Here is a 21,639-nt window from a genome sequence, read left to right as displayed (position 1 = left end):
CTTTCCTTATAAGGTGTATACTTATCACAAAACAAATAAAAACAAATAAGGAGAAACAGCAATGAGAGAACAGATTCTTGAGATTTTACATGATATAGAGGAAACAAATGACGTTAAAATCCTTTACGCCTGTGAATCAGGCAGCAGAGCATGGGGATTTCCTTCAAAGGACAGCGATTATGACGTGCGGTTTCTCTACATACACAAACCAGAGCATTACTTGAGCATTGACCCGGTCGGAGTCGGTTCCAACCGTGATGTGATAGAAAGACCCATCAATGATCTGCTTGATGTTTCAGGGTGGGATCTGACAAAAGCACTGAAGCTATTCAGAAAATCCAATCCGCCGCTCATGGAATGGATGAAGTCTCCGATTGTCTACTATCGTGCTTTTTCAGCCCTTGATCGCATGGCTGAAATTCAGGACAGCGTTTTTACCCCGCAGTCTGCGATGTATCATTATTTGAATATGGCAAGCGGGAACTACAGGGATTATTTGCAGGGAAGCACCGTTAAAATCAAAAAATACTTTTATGTGCTTCGCCCGGTGCTTGCAGCCAAATGGATTGAAGAAAAGAATGAATTTCCGCCGATGGAATTCCAGACTCTTCTTGAATTGCTGCCGGAAGGTCCGCTTAAGCAGGAGATACTTATCCTGCTTGCAAGAAAAATAAAGGGAGACGAACTTGATAAAGAACCTAGAATAGATGTGATTAATTCGTTCCTTGATGCAGAAATAACCCGGCTGAAGATTGCTGCAGAACAATGGAGGACAGTTAAGAAGGATCCCACTGCACAATTGAATGAACTTTTCAGGGATATGCTGAAAGAAGTTTGGGATAAGCAATGAAGAGCTCCTTTAAAGGGGCTTTTTCTTATGTTCACATAGAAAAGTGCTAAAAATAGACGTACAGAACAAGTGTTCGATATAATAAAAATGAACCGAAAACCATTTGTACTGGAGGCTGTTATACCGTGTCAGCATCTAAAAACAGGAAATGTTTGCTTGAAAGCGAAGAAGTAATCAGGCTTTACAAAGATGGCCAGAGCACATCGGAAATCGCCGAACTGGCAGGTGTTACAGCAGGCAGCATACGCAATATTCTTTCAAAACATGGGGTAGAAATGCGGCCGAGGGGGAGCTGGAAGAGGAAGTATGTCTTTAATGAGCATTACTTCAAGCAATGGAGTCCAACAATGGCATATCTGCTCGGTTTTTTTGCTGCTGACGGATGCATTCATGATAAGCTGCAGCAAATCAGTATTTCTCAAAAGGAGAGTTATATTTTAATTCTGATTAAAAAAGAACTGAATACCGATCAGCCTCTTTTACAAAACAAAAAAACTGGTGTGTTTATATTAAATCTGAACAGCAAAATAATGAAATCCGATCTGATTAATTTACACGGTTTTTCTTCTAATAAGTCCGGATCTGTTAAATTCCCTTATGTACCAGAAGAGTACATAAGTCATTTTATTAGAGGGTATTTTGATGGAGATGGGTACGTGAATCATAAAAAGAAACAAATAAGCTTTGTTAGCGGATCAAAAGAGTTTATCTTTAGTTAAAAAATTCACTTGAAGAAAATGGTTTTGAACCCTTTTTGATTCATAAGAAAAATTTCAGCAGACTTTTTCTGACTGGTGCAAGAACCATTCAAATGTTCGGAGAATGGATTTACAGGAATAAAACGCTATATTTAATAAGGAAATTTAACGAGTTTAGATTAGATAAGATTCCTTTAGAACAATTAAATGATCGACCTCTTAAAATGACAAAAGCAGCAGTGAACGAACGTCTAAAATTGTTTAAAGAGCTTTACGAACAAAATAAATCAATAGAAGAAATCTGCAGTATCCTAAACGTAAAACCGCAGACAATTAAGAACTGGAGAACAAAATACAATATATAAATGTAGAAAGAGGTGATTCTGACCTCTTTTTAATTAACAATTGTCCTGTTTACATAATATAAATTATAGACAGTTACATATGAAGTGTATTTTCTAGTCTCAAACAACAAGTAAACTTAAGTAAGTGAGACAGAAACAAAAAATAACGTCTTAGACACACTATTAAGATTTTCTTCAGATCACTGGAATCTTTTTATTAAACTGCATATGCTGCACGCATTTCTCTATAGATTATTTATATAATTATATACATCTACGCATATTTTCAGCTGACGATTTTTTTATTCGTTAAATTTGCTCTTGATTATGCACATTACTCATTGAACTAATTCCCAATACCTCTTCTACAATTTAAACTCAGTTTACATAACGTTTTTATGATTGAATCTTTTTATCTGGTTCTTTTTACAGCTTGCTGACGATTATAAACTAATGGTTATCATCTCTTATGGCTAAAGCTTCTTTATAATGATTATTTAGAACATTGTTTTACTAGTTTTAATAATCCACTCATTTCCAGATGTTTTCTTTGCTAAATCAAAAAAACCGGCCTCTATTCTCTAGAGAGCCGGCTTATCTTCTTATTTTCGTGGATCAACATAATCGGGATAATCCGTAATGATTCCGTCTACACCCATCTCAAGCAGAAAATCGGCAGTTTCCTGTGTCCGGACGGTCCAAGACTGGATTTTCATGCCCTTTTCATGCACGTTTGCTACTAAATCCTTTGAAACGATGCCGTAGTTTGGATTAAAGTAATCTGCATATGTGCTGAATTCATTCAGTGCCGTATCAGTTGTATGAAGAATCGAAGATGTCAGCACGCCGATTGGTACTTTAGGCAGCAGGGAATCCATCTTTTTCATTGAGTCAAAGTTAAATGACTGAACAATGATTTTTTCATTTTGAGGCTTGTCCATGTTGCGTTCCTGAAGCTCTTCAGCCACTTTTTCTTCGATGCCCGGATAAAGCTCAGGTGCTTTCAGCTCAATCAGAATGCCGGTTTTCCCTCTGTAGCGGTCAAGAATATCATCAAATGTAGGAATTTTTTCACCAGTAAATTCTTCGCCCTTCCAGCTGCCTGCGTCAAGCTTGCTGAGTTCATCGTATGTAAGATCCTTTACTTTGCCGCTCCCGTCAGTCGTCCGGTCGACTGTGGTGTCATGAATGATCACGAGCTCGCCGTCCTTGCTCTGCTGAACGTCGATTTCAATATAATCCGCTTTCATCTCTACCGCTTTATCAAAGGCTGCAAGTGTATTTTCCGGAGCATAGCCTGAAGCCCCCCTGTGTGCTACATTTTCCACTTTTTTCACCGCTGAAGCATCTGCTGCTGACGGCTGCAATAACGGTGCTCCAAGCAATATGATGGCCATTCCCGCTCCAGCTGCCCAAGTTTTCATCATTTTATCGTCTCCTCTATCTTCATTTGTAAGAACAGCTTCAGTTTACTGGATGAATATGTATCCAATGTGAAAATGAGATGTCAGAATGTTATCAATCATGTGAATCATTCTGGGAAATTTATCATGCATTTCTTTACATACAAGTATTGGTAATTCATTGTCGGTTCTCAGCATGTTAGACTCATGTTAGAGGAGTGAACAAGATGATGAAACATCTGCTATTGCTGTTTTCCCTTCCCTTTCTGGTCAGTCTTGACCCGCTGGTTTATGATACACGCTATCAAGCAAGCTATCAGTCTCCAGAAGGGATTATGTTTCTAAGCTACAGCGATGAATGGGATGAAGAAAATTTAAAAGAACTATATAAGGAATTGATTCAAAATAAACATGGAAAAGAGATATCTCTTCTTCAGGAAGTGCGTATTCAAGGAGATTCTTTAAACGGATCAGCGACAAAAGGAAGGTTTCACGCACTAACAGACACAATTACCCTTTATAAGGGAGACACATATACAAATGTCTCCTCCTACAGAGATACTCTCTCACATGAATATGGGCACCATTTTGCCTATCACTATATAAAAAGCCATCACTTTCCGTTCTCTGAGTGGAGTAAACTTAGAGGACTTGAAGATGCCCCTGTGCTGTGGGATGCTTTTTGGAACTATTCGGATGGAAATCATATGTGGTATCCACAGGAAATTATGGCTGATGACTATGTGCTGCTGTATGGTTCAGGGAGAAAAACGAGCAAAAACGATCTTCTATCAAGCAATGAGCCTTTCTATCAAATGACACAGCATGAAAATAAGGACCTTCCTAATGTGCTTGAAAACAAGGAGCTTATTGATTATCTTGAAAAAGAAACAGGCGTAACGCCTGACAGGGGCAGAATTCTTACAGAGCCCCAATTAAAAAAGGTTCAAAAAGATAAAATCACCTTTGCTGCTTCCGATCAATCACAGGTTGCCATAAAAGCAGACATCACCTATTTCCAGGATGGAGTTGAACTGGCATCAGATGAGAAGCTGTTTATTACCTCTAAAGGTGCTGAAACATTCAACATCCCGCTGAATGATGCTGCGTCAAGCCTTGAAGTTACTTTTAAAATACTTGATTTACAGACCTCTGCCGGTTTTGAAACGCCGCCTGAGAAGTTCCATGTAGACAGCCTGCTGTCGAAAGGACAGTAGGCACACAAAAAATCCCTCTCCATATCGAGAGGGATTTTATCTTTTATACTAACACCTCTTGTTCAATCTGCTTCAGACCGTAAAAATAACCTTTTCTCTCCATGAGTTCTGCATAGGATCCCTTTTCAAGAATGCGCCCTCCATCCATGACAATGATCTGATCCATCTTCTCAAGCCCGGTTAGCCGGTGACTGACGAGGATGAGTGTATTGCCGCCGGCATGCTTAAATAAGGTGTCTTGAATGCTCTGCTCTGACAGGAGATCCATTGAAGCTGTTGGTTCATCAAGCAGCCACAGCCCCGCTTTTTTCAGCAGGATTCTTGCGATGGCAAGCTTCTGTTTTTCGCCGCCTGACAGGTTATCGCCTTTTTCAAGAACAGGATCATCAAGCCGTTTGTTCTCAAGTCCTGCCTCCTTCAGTGCGTGTATCAGCTCTGAGTCCTCTGTTTCTTCTTTAACAGCGATCAGTAAATTTTCACGGATAGTCCCATAGAAAAAGTGGTTATCCTGCAGAACAATATTGCAGCTATCCCACATGCTCTCACTGCTGATGTCGAAAAGCGGCTTTTCATTCAAAATAATTTCTCCAGCTTCCGGTTCATACATTTTCATTAACAGCATAAGCAGCGTGGATTTTCCTGAACCGGATGGTCCGACAACAGCCGTTTTTGAACCTTGCGGAAACGTGACAGTAACACCATTTAGACCGGAGCCCGCTGTTCCGTAAGAATAATGAACATTCTTTACTTGAATAGAAAACCCATCCTTTGTGATGTCAGCCTGCTTCTTTTCTTCCTGTATGACCGGCTCTTCCGGGAGTGAGTACAATCTTTTAGAAGCACGCATGCTTTCTTCGTAATAAACTGGAAAAGCAGCCATCGGAACGGCAAACTCAAATACATTAAGAGAAATCATCACCAGCATGGCAAGATACAGACCGTCAAGCTCTCCCGCTGCTGCCTGATAAGCTCCGAGTGCCAAAACCCCGCAGTTTATGATGACCGTAATGGCCGTATTGATGGATTGTGTCTGATTCACCCTGTTATCTAATTGCGCCTGTTTATCGGCAAGAATATCAGACATCCTGCGAAGCTTTTCTTCTTTTTCTGCCGTCTGTCCATAGATCTTTAAATCTCTGTACCCATAGTAAAATTCAGCCGCTTCTGATGAGAACAGGCTTCTCATGTCCCGGACTGAGTCATCGATTTTTTTTTGAAGAAATGCAAAGTACCCCGGGATCACCATTCCTGTCAGCACCATACCAGCTAAAAGCATTATGGCAATGGGGACGGAGTAAAACGATACAAATGCAATCGTGCTTAAAAAGACAAACAGAAAGACGACCGGCGGATAAAATACCCTCAGGAAAAAGTTCTGAAGGTTCTCTACATCCCCGACTATTCTTGAAAGCAGGTCGCCGCTCCGGTACGTATTGAAGATCCTTGGGACCATTGGTTCAAGCTTTTCATAAAAGGAGGCGCGCACATCCTTCAAAATGGTAAAGGTTGCCCTGTGGGAAACAAGCCTCTCTGCATATCTGCTGAGTGCTCTCGCAATACCCGCAAGCTTCAATAGCGCGAGCATAACTGTGAGTGTGTAAAGAGGCGGCAGCAGAGCGGCTTTTGAAATCAAGTAGCCGCTCGATGCAAATAGCGCGATTCCCGTTATACCCGCAAGGAAGCCCAATAAGACTGTAAGCCAAATATCCTTTTTTTCATTCCACATTAAACGTGCAATATGAGAAATGTCTTTCATCTGGCCGCCTCCTTTACTTGCATATGAAACATGCTGCTGTAAGACTCGGAACGCTCCAGCAGTTCCAAATGAGTCTCCTGAGCCGCAAGTCTTCCGTTTTCCATATAAAAAATAACGTCTGCGTCTTTAATTGTGTACAGCCTGTGAGCCACGGTAATAACTGATGCGTTTTCCCCAAGCTCTTTTATCGACTGCTGGAGAATCCTTTCTGTATGAAGGTCAAGGCCTGTGGTCGGTTCATCAAACAAAATGAATGCCGGTTTCTTCAGAAATGCCCTGGCTAGAGCAAGCCTTTGCTTTTCGCCTCCAGAAAGACCCCTTCCCCCTTCTCCAATGACCGTATCAAACCCGTGTTCAAGAGCTTCAATCATGGAAGCAAGACCCGCTTTGCGGGCTGCATCTTCTATTTCCCGCCGGCTCGTCTCTTTCAGCTGGCCAATGGCTATATTTTCTGCAATTGTCCCTGAGAAGATATAGGGATGCTGAGAAATGTAAACCATCCTGCTGAACCAGCTCATTTCATCATAAGCTGCCCTCTCTTTGCCATTTATGATCAACTCACCTTCATCAGGCTGTATCAGCCCGCTGATCAGATGAAGAAGGGTCGTCTTACCTGATCCGTTTCTGCCGACAATGGCTGCTTTTTCGAACGGTTTAAGGTGAACATGAATGTCATGCAATGCAAATGAACTGTTCTTATATGAGTAAGAAGCCTTTTTCAGATGAAGCTCAGGCGGTCCTCCGCCAGTCTCCTGATCTCCCCACACTGCAGCTTTATCCCGCTCCTCTAGTTCTTCTGCTATCAGCTTCGCAGCACCCATGCTTCCTCTGCCTGCATGAAAGGCACTGCCATAATCTTTAAGTAGCAGGTAGAAATCAGGAACAAGAATGAGAATAAAGAAGGCAGAAAAGAATGTCACAGTCTGAAAGACAACAATCTGTAGGCCAAGTTCAAAGGCAATCAGTCCAATGCTGAGCATTGAAATAAACTCCAAGGATAGCGCTGAGAGAAATGCTACCTTCAAAACCTGCATTGTGGCATCACGGATTTCCAGACTGCTCTCTGCAATCTTGTCTTTCTGCTCCTTTGAACGTCCGAACATCTTCAATGTCACAAGCCCCTGAAGAACATCAAGAAAATGGCCGGAAAATTGCGAGAGCCTCTCCATCTGCCGCTCTGCTTTATCTTTGCTTTTCCTGCCTGCCAGTGCCATTGCAAGCGGTATAAAAGGGGCTGTGACCAGCAGAATGATGCCGGAGTACACATGCTGCGTAAATACGGCAGCGGCCATCATCAGCGGAATGATTCCCGTCTGGATCATTTGAGGAATGTATGTGCTGAAATAAGGTGTTATTTCATCCACTGCATCCAGCAGTACATTTACTTTCCTGCCGGTTTGTCCGCCGGAAGAGGATAAAACAGATTCTCTGGACATCTTTTTGAGAAGCGATGAACGTATATCTTTCTTAACGGCTGCCGCTAATGTAACGCCGGTTTTTTTGCCGAAATACATAAATCCTGCCCTGCAAAGGGACACTGCGAGCAAAATAAATAGTTCAGGAACAACATCCCGGAATGGCGTGTCTTTTAAAAAGACGGCATCTGTGATACTGACGAACAGCCACGCCTGTGCTATAACGGCTGCACCTGTTAAAAAAGCATGCAGCCTCAAAAGCCAAATATGTTTTTTATGTTTTGACGCCAGATGTTTCAGCTGCATCACACGGACTCCTTTATGCGTTTAAGCCTATCAAGCTTTTGCACGTTTTATTTTTCATAGGGCTCTTTTGCGTAAGCACCCCAGACAAATAATCCTGTAACGGTCACTGCGACAATTAGTACCGGTGCCACCATTATCAAAAAGGTCTGCATGATATCCCTCCTATTTTTTGCCTTTCACATAATCGTTATCAAACAGGAACAGCCTCATCAGCAAGTATAACGACGGTACAAGGAGCATTAATCCTGCAAGAAATGCAAGGATGAGTGCCAGGGCCATGGTATCGTTTGTAAAGCTTGTGTAGATCGTGACGTACGGATAAAGCACATACGGCAGATGCGATGCCCCGTATCCGTAAAATGCAGCCGCAAACTGCAGCATGACCAGGATAAACGAAACGCCCAAACGCTTCTTTTTCCAAATCAAATACACGGCACCCGCAAAAAACAGAAGAGATAAACCAAAAAGCCAGGACATATCCATCATCCGCTGAAAATGACCCGGATTATGCTCTCTTAAGGACACAAAAACGAGCAGGCTTGCAAGAATGGTCGGGCCGCTCCAAAACAGCGCATATTTGCGCAGAAGGTTGAAGGCACTGCTGTCTCCCGCTTTATGAGCATAAAACGTCAGAAAGCTTGCAGAGATATAGAGCACACTTACAATCGCCAGAAAGACGACGGCCCACGCATACGTGCTTGTAAAGAGCTCGGCGTAATTCAGCTGTACCTCATCCCCGCTGACGTCAATAAAGCCGCCTTCAGACAGTGTAAGCACAACGGACAGAGAAGCCGGAATCAGCAGGCCTGTCGCTCCATATAAAAACTGATACCAGAGACTTTCTCGGTTACCGTAGTGATGAAACGCATAATACGAACCGCGCAGGGCAATTAGAATAATGGCTATGCTTCCTGGCACGAGAAGGGCTGTACCGTAGTAAAAGGCAAGCGACGGAAAAAATCCGACCAATCCAATGTAGAAGAAGATCAGGAATACATTCGTCACTTCCCAGACCGGAGACAAATACCGGTTAATCACTTTTTTTACAATAGGCCCACGTCCTGTCAGTGCAGAGTAATAATTGAAAAAACCTGCACCAAAATCAATGGACGCCACAATAAGGTATCCGTACAAAAATGTCCAGAGCACGGTAATTCCAATCAGTTCATAATCCATCTTGTCCTCTCCTATTTCAATCCTAATTTTTCAAGCTCGCGCTCAGCGGGATTTGCCTTAAATGTACGGCGAAGCACAGCAACGGCTGATACAGCAAGCACCGCGTACAGGGCGATGAACAAATACAGCATGATGTCAACGTAGCCTGATGTTGTGGCACCTTCCGCCGTTGTCATGTAGCCTCTTAAGATCCAAGGCTGTCTGCCCTCTTCTGTAAAGAACCACCCCGCTTCAATGGCAAGCATGGCAAGAGGACCCGTGCTGACAATCAGCCATAAGAGAATCCGGTTCAGCTCATTAGATTTTTTCCGCCATCTCATGACCATGTACAGGAAGGATACAAACGCCAAAAACATGCCGATTCCAACCATCAGATCAAAGAAATAATGGACAATCAGCGGCGGCCATTCTTCCTCCGGGAACTCTTCAAGCCCCGCCACCTCTGCATCCGGCGTTCCGTGCGCAAGAATGCTCAATGCGTAGGGAATCTCAAGCGCATACTTGACCTCATTGTTTTCATCAAGGATTCCTCCGAGAATTAATGATGCTTCTTCTGTTGTTTCAAAATGCCATTCTGCAGCAGCCAGCTTTTCAGGCTGGTACTCTGCCAAATATTTTCCTGATAGATCGCCAATAACGGCTGTACTTATTGCACAGACAAAAGCCACAGTCATAGAAAGTCTGAGTGCTTTTTTGTAATAAACATGCTTTCTGCCCCTTAGAATCATAAATGCGGCAATGGCGGCCAGCACACAGGCAGATGTTAAGTAGGCTGAAGACAGCACGTGCGCCATTTTTGTCGGCGTTGCCGGATTAAACATCGCAAGCAGCGGGTTTACACCAGTCAAAACTCCGTTTTCCATATTAAATCCAAGCGGAGCGTTCATAAAAGCATTCACAGTTGTAATAAAGAAACCGGAAAGCGTCGCTCCGAGAGCCACCGGAATCAGCAGCAGCAAATGGTAGATTTTCTTTTTGAAGCGGTCCCATGTATAAAGGTAGATACCTAGAAAAATAGCTTCAAAGAAAAACGCAAAAGTTTCTAAAAACAGCGGCAGACTGATTGTCTGGCCTGCAACCTGCATAAAGTTCGGCCACAGCAGACTGAGCTGAAGGGCTATTGCCGTTCCTGTAACAACCCCGACAGCCACTGTGATGATGTAGCCCCGCGCCCATCTCCTTGCAAGCAGATGGTAATGTTCATCATTTCGCTTGATGCCAATCCACTCTGCAAGAGCAATGAGCAGCGGCACACCTACTCCAAGTGTGGAAAAAATCGTATGAAATGCAAGTGTCAAGCCTGTCAGAATTCTGCTGTACAATACCGGATCATACTCAAACAATTTCGTTCCCCCCTACTTCACGCAATAAATAGCAGTTTATCCATTCTTTTCCTCTAATCAGGAAAATTAAAACAAATGTTTGTGAATGTTTTCACATAAATAAATGGAATGATCTGCTTCTACTGATTAGTTTAGCCCAAATTCATCTGTAAAACGATAGAAATACATGAATTGATAAAGTTTGTTCACATTTTCACAAACTCTTCGCTGTTTTTACAGCAGGACATTTGACAAAGCCCCTATGCCTTCTCTATAAAAATCTGCTTCCTCCCCATTTGCCGGCCTCCGCTTTTCAAAAGAAAAAGCACACCGCTCAGAAACTGAAAGGTGTGCTTTAGCAGTGGATGAATCCGTTAATGCTTCTTATTCAGAGGTTAAACCTCATCGTCTCCCCAGCATTCAGTATTTTTAAGTCCTTTGATGGAGCTTGCTTTAAATACAGGATTTTTGCCTTCTTTGCGCTGGCGTGCATAATCTTTCAGCACTTCAAATGCAATTTTTGAAAGGATGGCAATGGCAATAAGGTTCGTAACGGCCATAAGACCCATAAAGAGATCAGCCATATCCCAAATCAGCTGGAAACCTGATACCGATCCGAAGATAACCATCCCTACTACTGCTAAACGGTAGATAAACAGAACGGTCTTGCTTCCGTTTAAAAACTCAATATTTGTTTCCCCGTAGTAGTAGTTTCCAATAACCGAACTAAAGGCGAACAGCAGAATCGCTACAGCCAGGAACGTGCCTGCCCAGTCTCCAATGTGAGACTGCAAAGCTGCCTGGGTGATTTGAATACCGTCCAGCGAAGGATCCGGTGTCGTGTCAAACAGAAGAATCAGGAATGCTGTTGTGCTGCAGATGATAATCGTGTCGAAAAACACGCCAAGTGTCTGGATGAAACCTTGTTTAGCAGGGTGAGAAACGTTTGCCGTAGCGGCAGCGTTCGGTGCACTTCCCATACCTGCTTCATTCGAGAACAGTCCTCTTTTAATTCCGTTTTCAACTGCAGCGCCAATACCTCCGCCTACTGCCTGCTCGAATCCAAAAGCATTTGCAAAAATGACGGCGATGACGTTCGGCACTTCTGTAATGTTCATAATAACAACGACAAGAGCAACAGCTATGTAGATCAGCGCCATAACAGGCACGATGATCTGGGATGCTGCAGCTACTCTTTTCAGACCGCCGAAAATAATCAGTGCGGTGAAGACAGCCAAAATGATGCCCATAACCGTTTTGTCCACAGCAAATGCACTGTCAAAAGCAAGAGCAATGGTATTGGCTTGAACAGCATTGAAAATCAGCCCGAAGCATAACGTTATTAAAACGGCAAACAGGATGCCCATCCACCTTGCCTTCAGCGCTTTTTCCATATAGTAAGCAGGTCCGCCGCGGAACTGATCTCCGTCTTTTACTTTGTAGACCTGCGCAAGTGTGCTTTCTACAAAGCTTGAAGCCATTCCTACAAGCGCAATCAGCCACATCCAGAAAACCGCACCCGGTCCTCCAACGGCAATGGCAATAGCTACTCCCGCTAAATTACCGGTGCCAACCCTTGATGCTGCACTGATAAAGAATGCCTGCAGGGACGAAATGCCTCTCTTGCCTTCTTTGGATACCATTGCAGGTTCCTTTAGAAGCCTGAACATTTCGCCAAAGTAGCAGAACTGGACAAATCTTGAACGGACTGTGAAATACAAACCAAGTCCTACAAGCATATAGATCAGCAAGTATGACCACAGAATTGTATTCCCGCCGGAAATAATTCCATTTAAAAAATCCATATTAAACCTCCTGAAAAAAATAAATTTTCTAACTTTATGTTAGGAATCCTAACATCACAAAGTTAGAGTATATCAGAAATTGTCGTTTTGCACAGTAAAAACGAAAAAAGTTTCCACTGTTCGAATCCGTCATTATGCGTTATGATTATGTATATTCGATTGCACGATTTAAAAGGAGGAATGTTATGAGACAGACAATCTTTCTATTTCTCATTGCCCTTCTCCTGACCGGGGTTTCGCCGCATGTGCAGCATCATCCCGTAAAGACACCGGCTTTTGATGTTGAAGAGCATGTTCAGCTGGTTTCAGCGGATAAAGCTGAATACGAGAAAATGCCTTTCAGCATGGAACAAAGCGAGTCAAGCTTGATACCTGTACTTTTAGCGGCTGCCGTGATTGCTGCTTTGTCAGCTTCAGCAGGCCAGTTCAAGAAATTTCTGCTGTCTGTTTTTTACCAGTCCTCCTATTATGGCCGTTCATCGCTAAGACCCTAGAATCTTTTTAAAAAAGGAGGGAAATGCGATGTTCTGGATGAGACTAATTATGGTGACTGGTTTTTCATTAACGGCCTTCAGTCTATTTTTGTATCAGGGAATTGAGATTATGCACGCGTTTACTGAATACTTCTCTAAAAATAAATAAGACGCAAAAAAGACATCCCTTTTCATTTCAGGGATGTCTTTTCATTTACTGGGTGACTGGCACCCACACTTCTTTAACTGACCCGGAATCTCCCTCATCGATAAAGAAAGATCCATTGCTGTACCTGTCATTTGCGCGCAGCTGTGCTGCGTGAATTTCTTCTGTATGCCCTTTTTCTGTCTTCAGCATCAGTTTGCTGGACTGATCGACAAGGTGCATGCCAACGACTCTGTGAGGATTGTTCTTCAGCTCTCTCAGCATAATTAATCCGCGCTTGGCTCTTGAAGTCTTTTCAAATTCTTTAAGCGACATTTTCTTTGCAGCGCCCCGCTGTGTCACAATGACAATCTGCGGAATGTCTCCTGCAGGGAAAACCGCAGCGCCTGCTACTGTATCTCCCTCTTTCAGATTCATTCCTTTGACTCCTGCTGCTCTTGCGCCCACAATGCCGACTTCTTCCTCAGCAAACCACAATCCATATCCGAACTGCGTCGCGAGGAACAGATCATCGTTTCCAGATGTCATAAAAACATTGACCAACTCGTCATCGCTTTTAAGATTGACAGCCATTAAGGCTTTCGAGTACCGCTGGGCCTTGTACAATTTAAGTTCGGTTTTCTTGACCATCCCGTTCTTTGTGACAAAGAGCAGGTACTGCGCGGCTTCAAAATCTTTAACAGGCATGGCCTTTATCAGCTGTTCATCCCGCTCCAGGCTGACAAGATTGGCAATATGCTGGCCGAGGTCCTTCCAGCGGATATCAGGAATTTCATGAACCGGACAATAGATGTAATTGCCCTTGCTTGTGAACAGCAGAATGGTTTCGGTTGTATTAATGTCAAATTTCCCCAGCAGCCTGTCTGTTTCTTTCATGCCGAAATCCTGGCCATTTGATGCAGAGTATGAACGGCTGCTCGTACGTTTGATATAGCCGTCCTTTGTTACTGTAACAATGACGTCTTCTGACGGAATCATCACTTCAAGGTTGATTTTTATTTCCTGAATCTCATGCTGGATGACAGAGCGTCTTTGATCCGCATAGGTTTTTTTGATTTTTTTCAAATCTGTTTTGATCACCTGATACAGTTTTTTCTCATTGTTCAGGATGTCAAGAAGCTGTGCTATTTTTTCATCAAGCTCTTTCGCTTCATTTTGAAGAGCCGTGATATCCGTGTTTGTTAATCTATAAAGCTGAAGGGATACAATGGCTTCAGCCTGAATTTCTGTAAACGCAAACTTTGCAATTAAGTTATCCTTTGCATCCCGTTTGTCTTTGGATGCCCTGATAACAGCGATCACCTCATCGAGGATAGACAGGGCTTTAATGAGTCCTTCGACGATATGCTGGCGCTCTTTGGCCTTTTCAAGATCGTATTTGGAGCGGTTTGTGATGACTTCCTTCTGATGCGAAATATAAGCATCAAGAATGGCAGGCAGCGTCATGAGTGTCGGGCGTCTGTTATGTATGGCCACCATATTAAAATTATAAGGAACCTGCAGGTCGCTGTTTTTGTACAGGTAATTCAGAATTCCCTGTGCATCAGCGTCTTTTTTCAGTTCGACGACAACCCTCATTCCGGTCCGGTCAGTTTCATCACGGACCTCAGCAATGCCGTCAAGCTTTCGCTCAATCCGGAACTCGTCCATGCGCTTCACAAGGTTTGCCTTATTTACTTCAAATGGAATTTCTGTGATGACAATCTGCTGTTTGCCGCCCCTGACGCTTTCAATCTCCGCTTTTCCCCGGATAATGACTTTCCCTTTACCCGTTTCATAAGCTTTCTTGATGCCGTCAATTCCCTGAATAATGCCTCCTGTCGGAAAATCAGGGCCGTTTATAACAGTCATGAGTTCGTCAACTGTGCAGTCCGGTTTGTCAATGCGTTTCATCACAGCATCAATGACCTCTCCAAGATGGTGAGGCGGAATGTCTGTTGCGTAACCCGCTGATATACCTGTTGACCCGTTTACAAGGAGATTTGGATACATGGCAGGCAGAACAAGAGGTTCACTGCTTGTATCATCGAAGTTCGGCACAAATTCTACTGTCCGTTTTTCGATATCCCTTAAAAGCTCAGATGCAATCGGTGAAAGACGCGCCTCTGTATAACGCATCGCAGCAGGCGGGTCGCCGTCATTGCTTCCGTTGTTGCCGTGCATCTCAATCAGGAGATTGCGCACTTTCCAGTCCTGGCTCATCCTTACCATGGCATCATAAACAGATGTGTCTCCGTGAGGATGATAATTACCGATAACATTACCGACTGTTTTTGCTGATTTTCTGAAGTTTTTATCGTTTGTATTGCCGTCAACATGCATGGCATACAGGATTCTGCGCTGCACAGGCTTCAGCCCGTCACGGGCATCAGGCAGCGCTCGGTCCTGTATGATGTATTTGCTGTAGCGGCCGAACCTGTCACCTATCACATCTTCAAGAGGGAGATCGCGGTATTTTTCTTGTTGTGTCATCTGTTATTCCTCCTCTGTGACGGATAAGTTTTCGTTTTCAAGAATATTTGTTTCTTCATCAAGCCCAAATGCGACATTGCTTTCAATCCATTTTCTTCTCGGCTCTACTTTATCTCCCATAAGGGTTGTTACCCGGCGCTCAGCACGTGCAGCATCATCAATGCGCACCCTGATAAGCGTTCTTGTTGCAGGATCCATCGTTGTTTCCCAGAGCTGATCAGCATTCATTTCGCCAAGACCCTTATAGCGCTGGATCATATATCCCCGGCCGACTTTTTTCAGTACGCCCTGAAGTTCTTCATCAGACCAGGCATACTCGATGACGGCTTTTTTTCCGGTGCCTTTGCTCACCTTGTACAGGGGAGGCAGGGCAATAAACACTTTCCCCGCTTCAATCAGCGGTTTCATATAACGGTAGAAGAAAGTCAGGATCAGCACCTGGATATGAGCGCCGTCTGTGTCGGCATCCGTCATAATGACAACTTTGTCGTAATTGCAGTCTTCCACCTGAAAATCTGCACCGACACCAGCGCCGATTGCATGAATAATGGTATTGATCTCTTCATTTTTGAAAATATCCGCAAGCTTCGCTTTTTCAGTGTTAATCACTTTTCCTCGCAGAGGAAGAACTGCCTGAAAACGCCGGTCTCTCCCTTGCTTTGCTGAGCCTCCCGCAGAGTCTCCTTCCACCAGGTACAGTTCATTTTTCTGGGGGTTTCTTGATTGTGCAGGCGTCAGCTTCCCGCTCAGCGTCGCTTCAGACCGCTTTCGTTTCTTCCCGCTTCTTGCTTCTTCCCGCGCTTTTCTGGCAGCTTCTCTTGCCTGATAGGCCTTTATCGCTTTTCTGACTAAAAGCGTGCTCGTTTCCGGATTTTCCTCAAGGAAATAGGCAAGGTTTTCTGAAACAACAGCATCTACCGCTGATCTTGCCTCACTCGTTCCAAGCTTCCCTTTTGTCTGTCCTTCAAACTGAAGAAGCTCTTCCGGTATGCGGACAGAAACGATGGCTGAAAGGCCCTCGCGAATGTCTGATCCATCAAGATTTTTATCTTTCTCTTTTAAAATGCCTGTTTTTCTGGCGTATTCATTAAAAGCGCGTGTCATTGCGGTCTTGGATCCGGATTCATGTGTGCCGCCGTCTTTCGTGCGCACGTTATTGACGAAAGAGAGAATATTCTCCGAATAGCCATCATTGAACTGAAAGGCAAATTCAACTTCAATGCTGTTTTGGATCCCTTCAAAGAATACGACATTATGAAGGGAATCCTTTTCCTCATTAAGATAGGAAACAAAGGCTTCAATTCCGGTTTCATAATGATAGACTTCTTTCGTCTGATTCCGGTCGTCAATCAGTTCTATTTTTAAGCCTTTTAAAAGAAAGGCTGATTCGCGTAAGCGCTCGCTTAATGTTTCGGCATTATAGGTCGTTGTGCTGAAAATTACCGGATCCGGCTTAAAGTGAATAATTGTGCCCGTTTTGGCTGATTTTCCGATCTTCTCTAGCGTTGTAACTGGTTTTCCGCCATTTTCAAACCGCTGCTGATAGGTAAATCCATCGCGGTGAATGGTGACAGTCACCCATTCAGAAAGGGCATTTACAACCGATGCACCGACACCGTGAAGTCCGCCGCTCGTTTTATAGCCTCCCTGACCGAATTTTCCTCCTGCATGGAGAACAGTCATGATGACTTCCGCTGTTGGTTTTCCGAGTTTGTGCATGCCTGTTGGCATCCCCCGGCCTTTGTCTGTAACAGATATACTGTTGTCTTTATGTATTTTGACAATGATATGGTCGCCAAATCCGCCGAGTGCTTCATCGACGGAATTATCCACGATTTCATAAACGAGGTGATGCAGTCCTCTTGCATCCGTGCTGCCGATATACATCCCCGGTCTTTTGCGCACAGCCTCAAGCCCCTCTAATACTTGGATCGCATCATCATTGTACTCAAATTGCTGCTTACTCAAACGATTTAAGCTCCTTTCAAAAAAACAAGTGCCGCTGATAATAACCTGTCCCGCAAACAAGAACGTACGTTTGCATCTATTGTATCTTACATCCGGACAGCGTGACAAGCCTTTACCTATTACTCTTTTTAAGTTTACCATTGATTAGAAATGACAGCGTATAAAAATAAATGCCTATGCTATATTTTATTTGCTGCCGTAAGTTTCGCAAACTAAATCTTAGCAGATGTACGGCAAAATTGAAAATTTTTTGGAAAAATGTTGAATTCCCTCTCACCTTAACAGACGCATCCGATTACAATCATTTTTATCCAGTATTAGGCTGAATCTCATCTGATATGCAAAAAAAGGGGAAAGCATTCCTCTCATAGCTATTTATCGGCCCGTTTGCCGCTGTGTTGATGGCGTGGGACAGACAAAAAAATCACATGGGACATGGCCCATGTGATTTTTTTATTTTGTTAAAGCATGTTCAACTTTAATGCAGCGGTCCATAATGACGGTATATCCTTTATCCTTAAGGAGATTGTAGGCTTCCTCATTTACAAGCCCGAGCTGCGCCCAGAACACATCCGCGTCTGCCTCAAGAAACTCTTCTGCCACAGGCAGGAGATGTTCGGATCTTCTGAATACATTCACAATATCAATGTGGCCTTCAATTTCTTTTAAAGAACTGACTGCTTTTACTCCCAGCACTTCTTTAACCATAGGATTTACCGGAATAATTTCATACCCTGCATCCTGCATAGCTTTGCTGACCATGTAAGACGTTCTGTCAGGCTGATCGGACAATCCTACAACAGCAATGCGCCTGCTTTTCTTTAAAATCTTGCCGATTTCTTCTCTTGATGGGATTTCTATATTCATCTTTGGACACTCCTTTTTTGGTTTTTTCTTTTTATGACGTAGTCTTAAGTGCTAGTTACATGATAAAATAAGATTATCTATTTTTAAAGTGTTAGGAGCGGATCCATTGTTCATTGCTGCCATTATTATTTTAGCTTATTTGCTGGGTTCCATTCCTTCAGGCCTGATTGTAGGCAAAGCGGGATACGGAATTGACATCCGCGAACATGGAAGCGGCAACCTTGGAGGTACGAATACGTTTAGAACGCTTGGGGTTAAAGCCGGTTTGCTTGTTACTGCCGCAGATATTCTGAAAGGAACCCTTGCAGCCTCTCTGCCCGTTCTTTTCGGATTTGAAGGTGTTCACCCGCTTCTGATTGGCGTATTCGCTGTCATCGGCCATACATACCCGGTTTTTGCAGGATTTAAAGGAGGAAAAGCCGTTGCTACTTCAGGCGGCATTCTGCTTTTCTCGGCACCCCTGATGTTTGTTACGATGCTTGCGGTCTTTTTTCTTTTCCTTTACCTGACGAAGTATGTATCTCTGTCGTCCATGCTGACGGGCATCTATGCGGTCGTCTTCAGCATCTTTTACGGTGATGTCATTCTGACGTCCGTTGTCAGTGTGCTGGCCCTGTTTGTTATATACCGCCACCGTGCAAACATTAAACGCATTAAAGAAAAAACAGAACCTAAAGTAAAATGGATTTAAAGCTGCCCCAGGCGGCTTTTTCTGTTTTCCGTAAAACGTTTTCTTTTTTGACCACTTCATATATGATGAAGGAAAAGAAACCTTTTAGGAGATACCATCATGAAGAATAAATGGATTATTACAGCAGCTGCAGCTATTGCTGCAATGGGCACAGCTGCCTTTTTCCTGGCAGCAGAACCTGCTGAAGCCCCTCAAAAGAAAGTGGAGCTTCATCAAACCATCCAGACAAAGCATCAGCCAAAAACGTTTCAGTCTGAGCTGACATTGTCTGCAATCGGAGATATTCTCATTCACGGCAGAGTATACAATGATGCAAAACAGCCTTCAGGTACATACGATTTTAAGCCCATGATCAAAGATGTAAAACCTCTGATCGGACAGGCCGACATCACATTTGCCAATCAGGAAACCATGATTGGCGGGAAAGAAATCGGGCTGTCTACCTACCCTTCTTTTAACAGTCCCTTTGAGGTGATTGACGCTTTTCAGGATGCAGGGGTTGATATTGCAGGGATAGCGAATAACCACACGCTTGACAGAGGAGAAAAAGCGATATTAAATGCAACGGCGCGCTACGACGAGATTCAGATGCCTTATGTTGGCTCCTACCGCAGTCCGAAAGATGCTGAAGAGCCGAGAATCTTAAATGTCAACGGCATTAAACTTGGATTTCTCGCCTACACATACGGAACAAACGGCATTCCCGTACCAGAAGGAAAACCCCATCTTGTGAACCTGATTGATAAGCCTAAGATGAAACGGGAAATACAGGAAATGAAAAAACAGGCAGATGCGGTCATCGTCAGCATGCACTGGGGAGTTGAATATATCAGGCTCCCGAACGAAGAACAGCAGGAGCTTGCCCGTTTTTTGGCTGATGAGGGCGTTCACCTTGTCATCGGCCACCATCCCCACGTCCTGCAGCCAATGGAATGGGTGAATGGACAGGACGGGAACAGAACTTTTGTCGTCTATTCTCTCGGAAACTTCCTTTCAGGACAAGTCAGCGACTATAAGGATATCGGCGGAGTTTTCTCCATTAAAATCAGCAAAAAAGCGGAAAATGGAAACAAGCAGATACTGCTCGCTGACCCATCCTTTGAGCCGACGATTGTTGTGAATCAGAACAATCGCACATACCGCGTAAAAGAACTGAAAAACGTCAATGCTGCCCAAAATAAAGAAATTCAGGAGCACATGTTTCAATATTTGAACCAAAACGAGTAAAAAAATGAGTTTTGATTTGCTTTTTCGTGGTAAAGTATGAGAGAAGGAGTGAAGCTTTCATGAAAATACATATGAGTGACGAAGCTGTAAAATGGTATCAGGAAGAGATGAACATCGAGAGCGGGGACTCTTTTCGCTTCTTTGTGAGATATGGCGGAAGCAGCACCATTCAAAAAGGATTTTCGCTGGGTGTTGTCAAAGATTCGCCGAAAGAAGCCGGAGCCAAAACGGAGAAGAACGGCATCACGTTTTTCATCGAGGAGAGCGATGTCTGGTACTTTGATCAGAATGATTTGCTTGTCGATTATGACCATGATAGAGGCGAACCTGTATTTGACTATAAAAAACCCGCAGATCAATGATCCGCGGGTTTTTTCTCGAGATGAAACCGCTCAATATGGCTGCTTAGCCCATGATCCTTCAGGACTCTAAGCTGCAGTTCCCCCATAAGGTCATAATGCGGCAGGTTTTTGTAGTCATGAATCCACTCTTTTTTCAGCCCGTATCTATCTCCCCACCTGATCAGTTTGTCCACGTCAGAACATCCTGCTTTTGTCACAGCATGCGAGTTCTTGAAGCGCGGATCCATCCAGAAATGAGTAAGAAAGGCGATTTCACCTTTTTCCACTTGCGACTTCCACTCGTTAAGTTCGCTCCGATTTATCCCAAATGCCAAGGTTATCCCTGCTTTTTCGCTTTCTCGTATGCTTTATGCCATTCAGGATAAGCTTTTCGGATTTGAATGGGTTTAAATGTATCCTTTTTTACACACACGTGATTGGATACCGCCTGAAGAGCAAGCTCTCCCTGGGGAGTGTACATTTCGTAGCCATAGGCTACTTTAAATCCATTGTACTCTTCAATCCATGTATGGACTGTTACAGTATCTCCATATGTAAGCGGCTTTTTATAGCGGACCTGCAGGTCGATAACAGGTGAAATAACGCCCTCTTTTTCCATTTCAGCATAAGAAAAGCCAAGGTCCTGAACAAGTTTTGTTCTTCCTACTTCCATCCAGATCAGATAATTGGCATGATAGACAACGCCCATCTGATCTGTTTCTGCATATCTTACTTCTATTTCTTTTTTTGAAACAAGCATCTAGTTCCTCTCCTAATCACACCATGAATACCCATTATCATACCATAAGCTTTTTTTTCGCACAAAAATAGAGACGGCACAGAGCCGTCTCCTGTACGGTTACTTATAACCGTTTTCTCGAGCAGAAGCTTCATCTTTAATTTCAGTACGGAAAGCCTGTATGCTCTCTTCTCTGCGCTCATTTTTTGCTTCAATGCGCGCACGTTCCTCTTCATTTGAAAATTGCAGGCTGTCCTGGGATTTATCAATGTTTTCCATTGTATTTTGAATCATGTCCTGCAATTTTTCTACGTTATCAGAACGATCATCCGGATTTGCTTTATAGGCCATATGAACACTTCCTTTTCTAAGATGATGGAAAATGGAGCTGATTAGTTAACAT

General features: G+C 43.5%; 19 protein-coding genes and 1 pseudogene. 7 read left to right on the top strand and 13 right to left on the bottom strand.

Annotated elements, in window-relative coordinates:
* Positions 1–61 precede the first annotated feature (61 nt).
* Positions 62–850 (top strand): nucleotidyltransferase domain-containing protein, encoded by a 789-nt coding sequence (locus ACTSEZ_RS05700; RefSeq protein ID WP_369733214.1) that lies wholly within the window; start codon positions 62–64, stop codon positions 848–850.
* A 125-nt stretch (positions 851–975) separates the two neighbouring features.
* A pseudogene (locus ACTSEZ_RS05695) lies at positions 976–1,913 on the top strand (LAGLIDADG family homing endonuclease).
* Between the two features lie 581 nt (positions 1,914–2,494).
* On the opposite strand, the gene ACTSEZ_RS05690 reads toward ACTSEZ_RS05695, so the two are convergent.
* Complete coding sequence (locus ACTSEZ_RS05690) at positions 2,495–3,319, bottom strand: glycerophosphodiester phosphodiesterase (RefSeq protein ID WP_369733213.1); 825 nt, start codon at positions 3,317–3,319, stop codon at positions 2,495–2,497.
* Positions 3,320–3,522: 203 nt separating this feature from the next.
* On the opposite strand from ACTSEZ_RS05690, the gene ACTSEZ_RS05685 reads away from it, so the two are divergent.
* Entirely contained in the window at positions 3,523–4,512 is a 990-nt protein-coding gene (locus ACTSEZ_RS05685; RefSeq protein WP_369733212.1) for a hypothetical protein, read from the top strand.
* Positions 4,513–4,555: 43 nt separating this feature from the next.
* On the opposite strand, the gene cydC is transcribed toward ACTSEZ_RS05685, so the two are convergent.
* From cydC to ACTSEZ_RS05655, 6 genes are all read right to left on the bottom strand, one after another.
* Positions 4,556–6,268, bottom strand: a complete 1,713-nt coding sequence (gene cydC / locus ACTSEZ_RS05680; RefSeq protein WP_369733211.1) for a thiol reductant ABC exporter subunit CydC — start codon at positions 6,266–6,268, stop codon at positions 4,556–4,558.
* Positions 6,265–7,989 carry a thiol reductant ABC exporter subunit CydD gene (gene cydD / locus ACTSEZ_RS05675; protein WP_369733210.1) on the bottom strand — a complete coding sequence of 575 codons (1,725 nt, stop codon included), beginning with the start codon at positions 7,987–7,989 and terminating at the stop codon, positions 6,265–6,267. Before cydD ends, cydC begins: the two co-directional genes overlap by 4 nt.
* 47 nt (positions 7,990–8,036) lie before the next feature.
* Entirely contained in the window at positions 8,037–8,141 is a 105-nt protein-coding gene (gene cydS / locus ACTSEZ_RS05670; RefSeq protein ID WP_407656354.1) for a cytochrome bd oxidase small subunit CydS family protein, read from the bottom strand.
* A 10-nt stretch (positions 8,142–8,151) separates the two neighbouring features.
* Positions 8,152–9,165, bottom strand: a complete 1,014-nt coding sequence (locus ACTSEZ_RS05665; RefSeq protein ID WP_369733209.1) for a cytochrome d ubiquinol oxidase subunit II — start codon at positions 9,163–9,165, stop codon at positions 8,152–8,154.
* An 11-nt stretch (positions 9,166–9,176) separates the two neighbouring features.
* Complete coding sequence (locus tag ACTSEZ_RS05660; protein WP_369733208.1) at positions 9,177–10,508, bottom strand: cytochrome ubiquinol oxidase subunit I; 1,332 nt, start codon at positions 10,506–10,508, stop codon at positions 9,177–9,179.
* Positions 10,509–10,882: 374 nt separating this feature from the next.
* Positions 10,883–12,292, bottom strand: a complete 1,410-nt coding sequence (locus ACTSEZ_RS05655) for an alanine/glycine:cation symporter family protein (RefSeq protein WP_369733207.1) — start codon at positions 12,290–12,292, stop codon at positions 10,883–10,885.
* Positions 12,293–12,477: 185 nt separating this feature from the next.
* On the opposite strand from ACTSEZ_RS05655, the gene ACTSEZ_RS05650 reads away from it, so the two are divergent.
* Entirely contained in the window at positions 12,478–12,786 is a 309-nt protein-coding gene (locus tag ACTSEZ_RS05650; RefSeq protein WP_369733206.1) for a hypothetical protein, read from the top strand.
* Positions 12,787–12,979: 193 nt separating this feature from the next.
* Here ACTSEZ_RS05650 and parC read toward each other — a convergent pair whose 3' ends face one another.
* From parC to ACTSEZ_RS05635, 3 genes are all read right to left on the bottom strand, one after another.
* The gene (gene parC, locus ACTSEZ_RS05645; RefSeq protein WP_369733205.1) at positions 12,980–15,403 is read right to left on the bottom strand and encodes a DNA topoisomerase IV subunit A; all 2,424 of its coding nucleotides are present in this window, start codon (positions 15,401–15,403) and stop codon (positions 12,980–12,982) included.
* Between the two features lie 3 nt (positions 15,404–15,406).
* Entirely contained in the window at positions 15,407–17,371 is a 1,965-nt protein-coding gene (parE, locus tag ACTSEZ_RS05640) for a DNA topoisomerase IV subunit B (protein WP_369733204.1), read from the bottom strand.
* A gap of 453 nt (positions 17,372–17,824) precedes the next feature.
* Positions 17,825–18,238: a CoA-binding protein gene (locus ACTSEZ_RS05635; RefSeq protein ID WP_369733203.1), complete on the bottom strand. Its 414-nt coding sequence runs from the start codon at positions 18,236–18,238 to the stop codon at positions 17,825–17,827.
* Positions 18,239–18,344: 106 nt separating this feature from the next.
* On the opposite strand from ACTSEZ_RS05635, the gene plsY reads away from it, so the two are divergent.
* The 3 genes from plsY (at position 18,345) to ACTSEZ_RS05620 (ending at position 20,518) form a co-directional block, all read left to right on the top strand.
* Complete coding sequence (plsY, locus tag ACTSEZ_RS05630; protein WP_369733202.1) at positions 18,345–18,929, top strand: glycerol-3-phosphate 1-O-acyltransferase PlsY; 585 nt, start codon at positions 18,345–18,347, stop codon at positions 18,927–18,929.
* A gap of 99 nt (positions 18,930–19,028) precedes the next feature.
* Positions 19,029–20,156 carry a CapA family protein gene (locus ACTSEZ_RS05625; RefSeq protein WP_369733201.1) on the top strand — a complete coding sequence of 376 codons (1,128 nt, stop codon included), beginning with the start codon at positions 19,029–19,031 and terminating at the stop codon, positions 20,154–20,156.
* Between the two features lie 59 nt (positions 20,157–20,215).
* On the top strand, positions 20,216–20,518 hold the full coding sequence (locus ACTSEZ_RS05620) for a HesB/YadR/YfhF family protein (protein ID WP_369733200.1): 303 nt from the start codon (positions 20,216–20,218) through the stop codon (positions 20,516–20,518).
* On the opposite strand, the gene ACTSEZ_RS05615 is transcribed toward ACTSEZ_RS05620, so the two are convergent.
* The 3 genes from ACTSEZ_RS05615 to tlp form a co-directional block, all read right to left on the bottom strand.
* On the bottom strand, positions 20,512–20,832 hold the full coding sequence (locus ACTSEZ_RS05615) for a hypothetical protein (protein ID WP_369733199.1): 321 nt from the start codon (positions 20,830–20,832) through the stop codon (positions 20,512–20,514). The two genes, ACTSEZ_RS05620 and ACTSEZ_RS05615, sit on opposite strands and share 7 nt — an antisense overlap.
* Before the next feature lie 2 nt (positions 20,833–20,834).
* A complete protein-coding gene (locus tag ACTSEZ_RS05610) occupies positions 20,835–21,257 on the bottom strand; it encodes an acyl-CoA thioesterase (RefSeq protein ID WP_369733198.1) in 423 nt (140 codons plus the stop codon).
* A 99-nt stretch (positions 21,258–21,356) separates the two neighbouring features.
* A complete protein-coding gene (gene tlp / locus ACTSEZ_RS05605; RefSeq protein ID WP_369733197.1) occupies positions 21,357–21,587 on the bottom strand; it encodes a small acid-soluble spore protein Tlp in 231 nt (76 codons plus the stop codon).
* Positions 21,588–21,639: the final 52 nt, after the last annotated feature.

The organism is Metabacillus mesotrionivorans, assembly GCF_052171315.1.
Taxonomy (GTDB): domain Bacteria; phylum Bacillota; class Bacilli; order Bacillales; family Bacillaceae; genus Bacillus_P.
This window is presented reverse-complemented; position numbering and strand designations above follow the sequence as displayed.

Bases quoted from the DNA above. Each gene is read 5' to 3' on its own strand.
- ACTSEZ_RS05700 (WP_369733214.1), top strand. From the start codon at position 62: ATGAGAGAACAGATTCTTGAGATTTTACATGATATAGAGGAAACAAAT.
- ACTSEZ_RS05690 (WP_369733213.1), bottom strand. From the start codon at position 3,319: ATGATGAAAACTTGGGCAGCTGGAGCGGGAATGGCCATCATATTGCTT.
- ACTSEZ_RS05685 (WP_369733212.1), top strand. From the start codon at position 3,523: ATGATGAAACATCTGCTATTGCTGTTTTCCCTTCCCTTTCTGGTCAGT.
- cydC (WP_369733211.1), bottom strand. From the start codon at position 6,268: ATGAAAGACATTTCTCATATTGCACGTTTAATGTGGAATGAAAAAAAG.
- cydD (WP_369733210.1), bottom strand. From the start codon at position 7,989: ATGCAGCTGAAACATCTGGCGTCAAAACATAAAAAACATATTTGGCTT.
- cydS (WP_407656354.1), bottom strand. From the start codon at position 8,141: ATGCAGACCTTTTTGATAATGGTGGCACCGGTACTAATTGTCGCAGTG.
- ACTSEZ_RS05665 (WP_369733209.1), bottom strand. From the start codon at position 9,165: ATGGATTATGAACTGATTGGAATTACCGTGCTCTGGACATTTTTGTAC.
- ACTSEZ_RS05655 (WP_369733207.1), bottom strand. From the start codon at position 12,292: ATGGATTTTTTAAATGGAATTATTTCCGGCGGGAATACAATTCTGTGG.
- ACTSEZ_RS05650 (WP_369733206.1), top strand. From the start codon at position 12,478: ATGAGACAGACAATCTTTCTATTTCTCATTGCCCTTCTCCTGACCGGG.
- parC (WP_369733205.1), bottom strand. From the start codon at position 15,403: ATGACACAACAAGAAAAATACCGCGATCTCCCTCTTGAAGATGTGATA.
- ACTSEZ_RS05635 (WP_369733203.1), bottom strand. From the start codon at position 18,238: ATGAATATAGAAATCCCATCAAGAGAAGAAATCGGCAAGATTTTAAAG.
- ACTSEZ_RS05625 (WP_369733201.1), top strand. From the start codon at position 19,029: ATGAAGAATAAATGGATTATTACAGCAGCTGCAGCTATTGCTGCAATG.
- ACTSEZ_RS05620 (WP_369733200.1), top strand. From the start codon at position 20,216: ATGAAAATACATATGAGTGACGAAGCTGTAAAATGGTATCAGGAAGAG.
- ACTSEZ_RS05610 (WP_369733198.1), bottom strand. From the start codon at position 21,257: ATGCTTGTTTCAAAAAAAGAAATAGAAGTAAGATATGCAGAAACAGAT.
- tlp (WP_369733197.1), bottom strand. From the start codon at position 21,587: ATGGCCTATAAAGCAAATCCGGATGATCGTTCTGATAACGTAGAAAAA.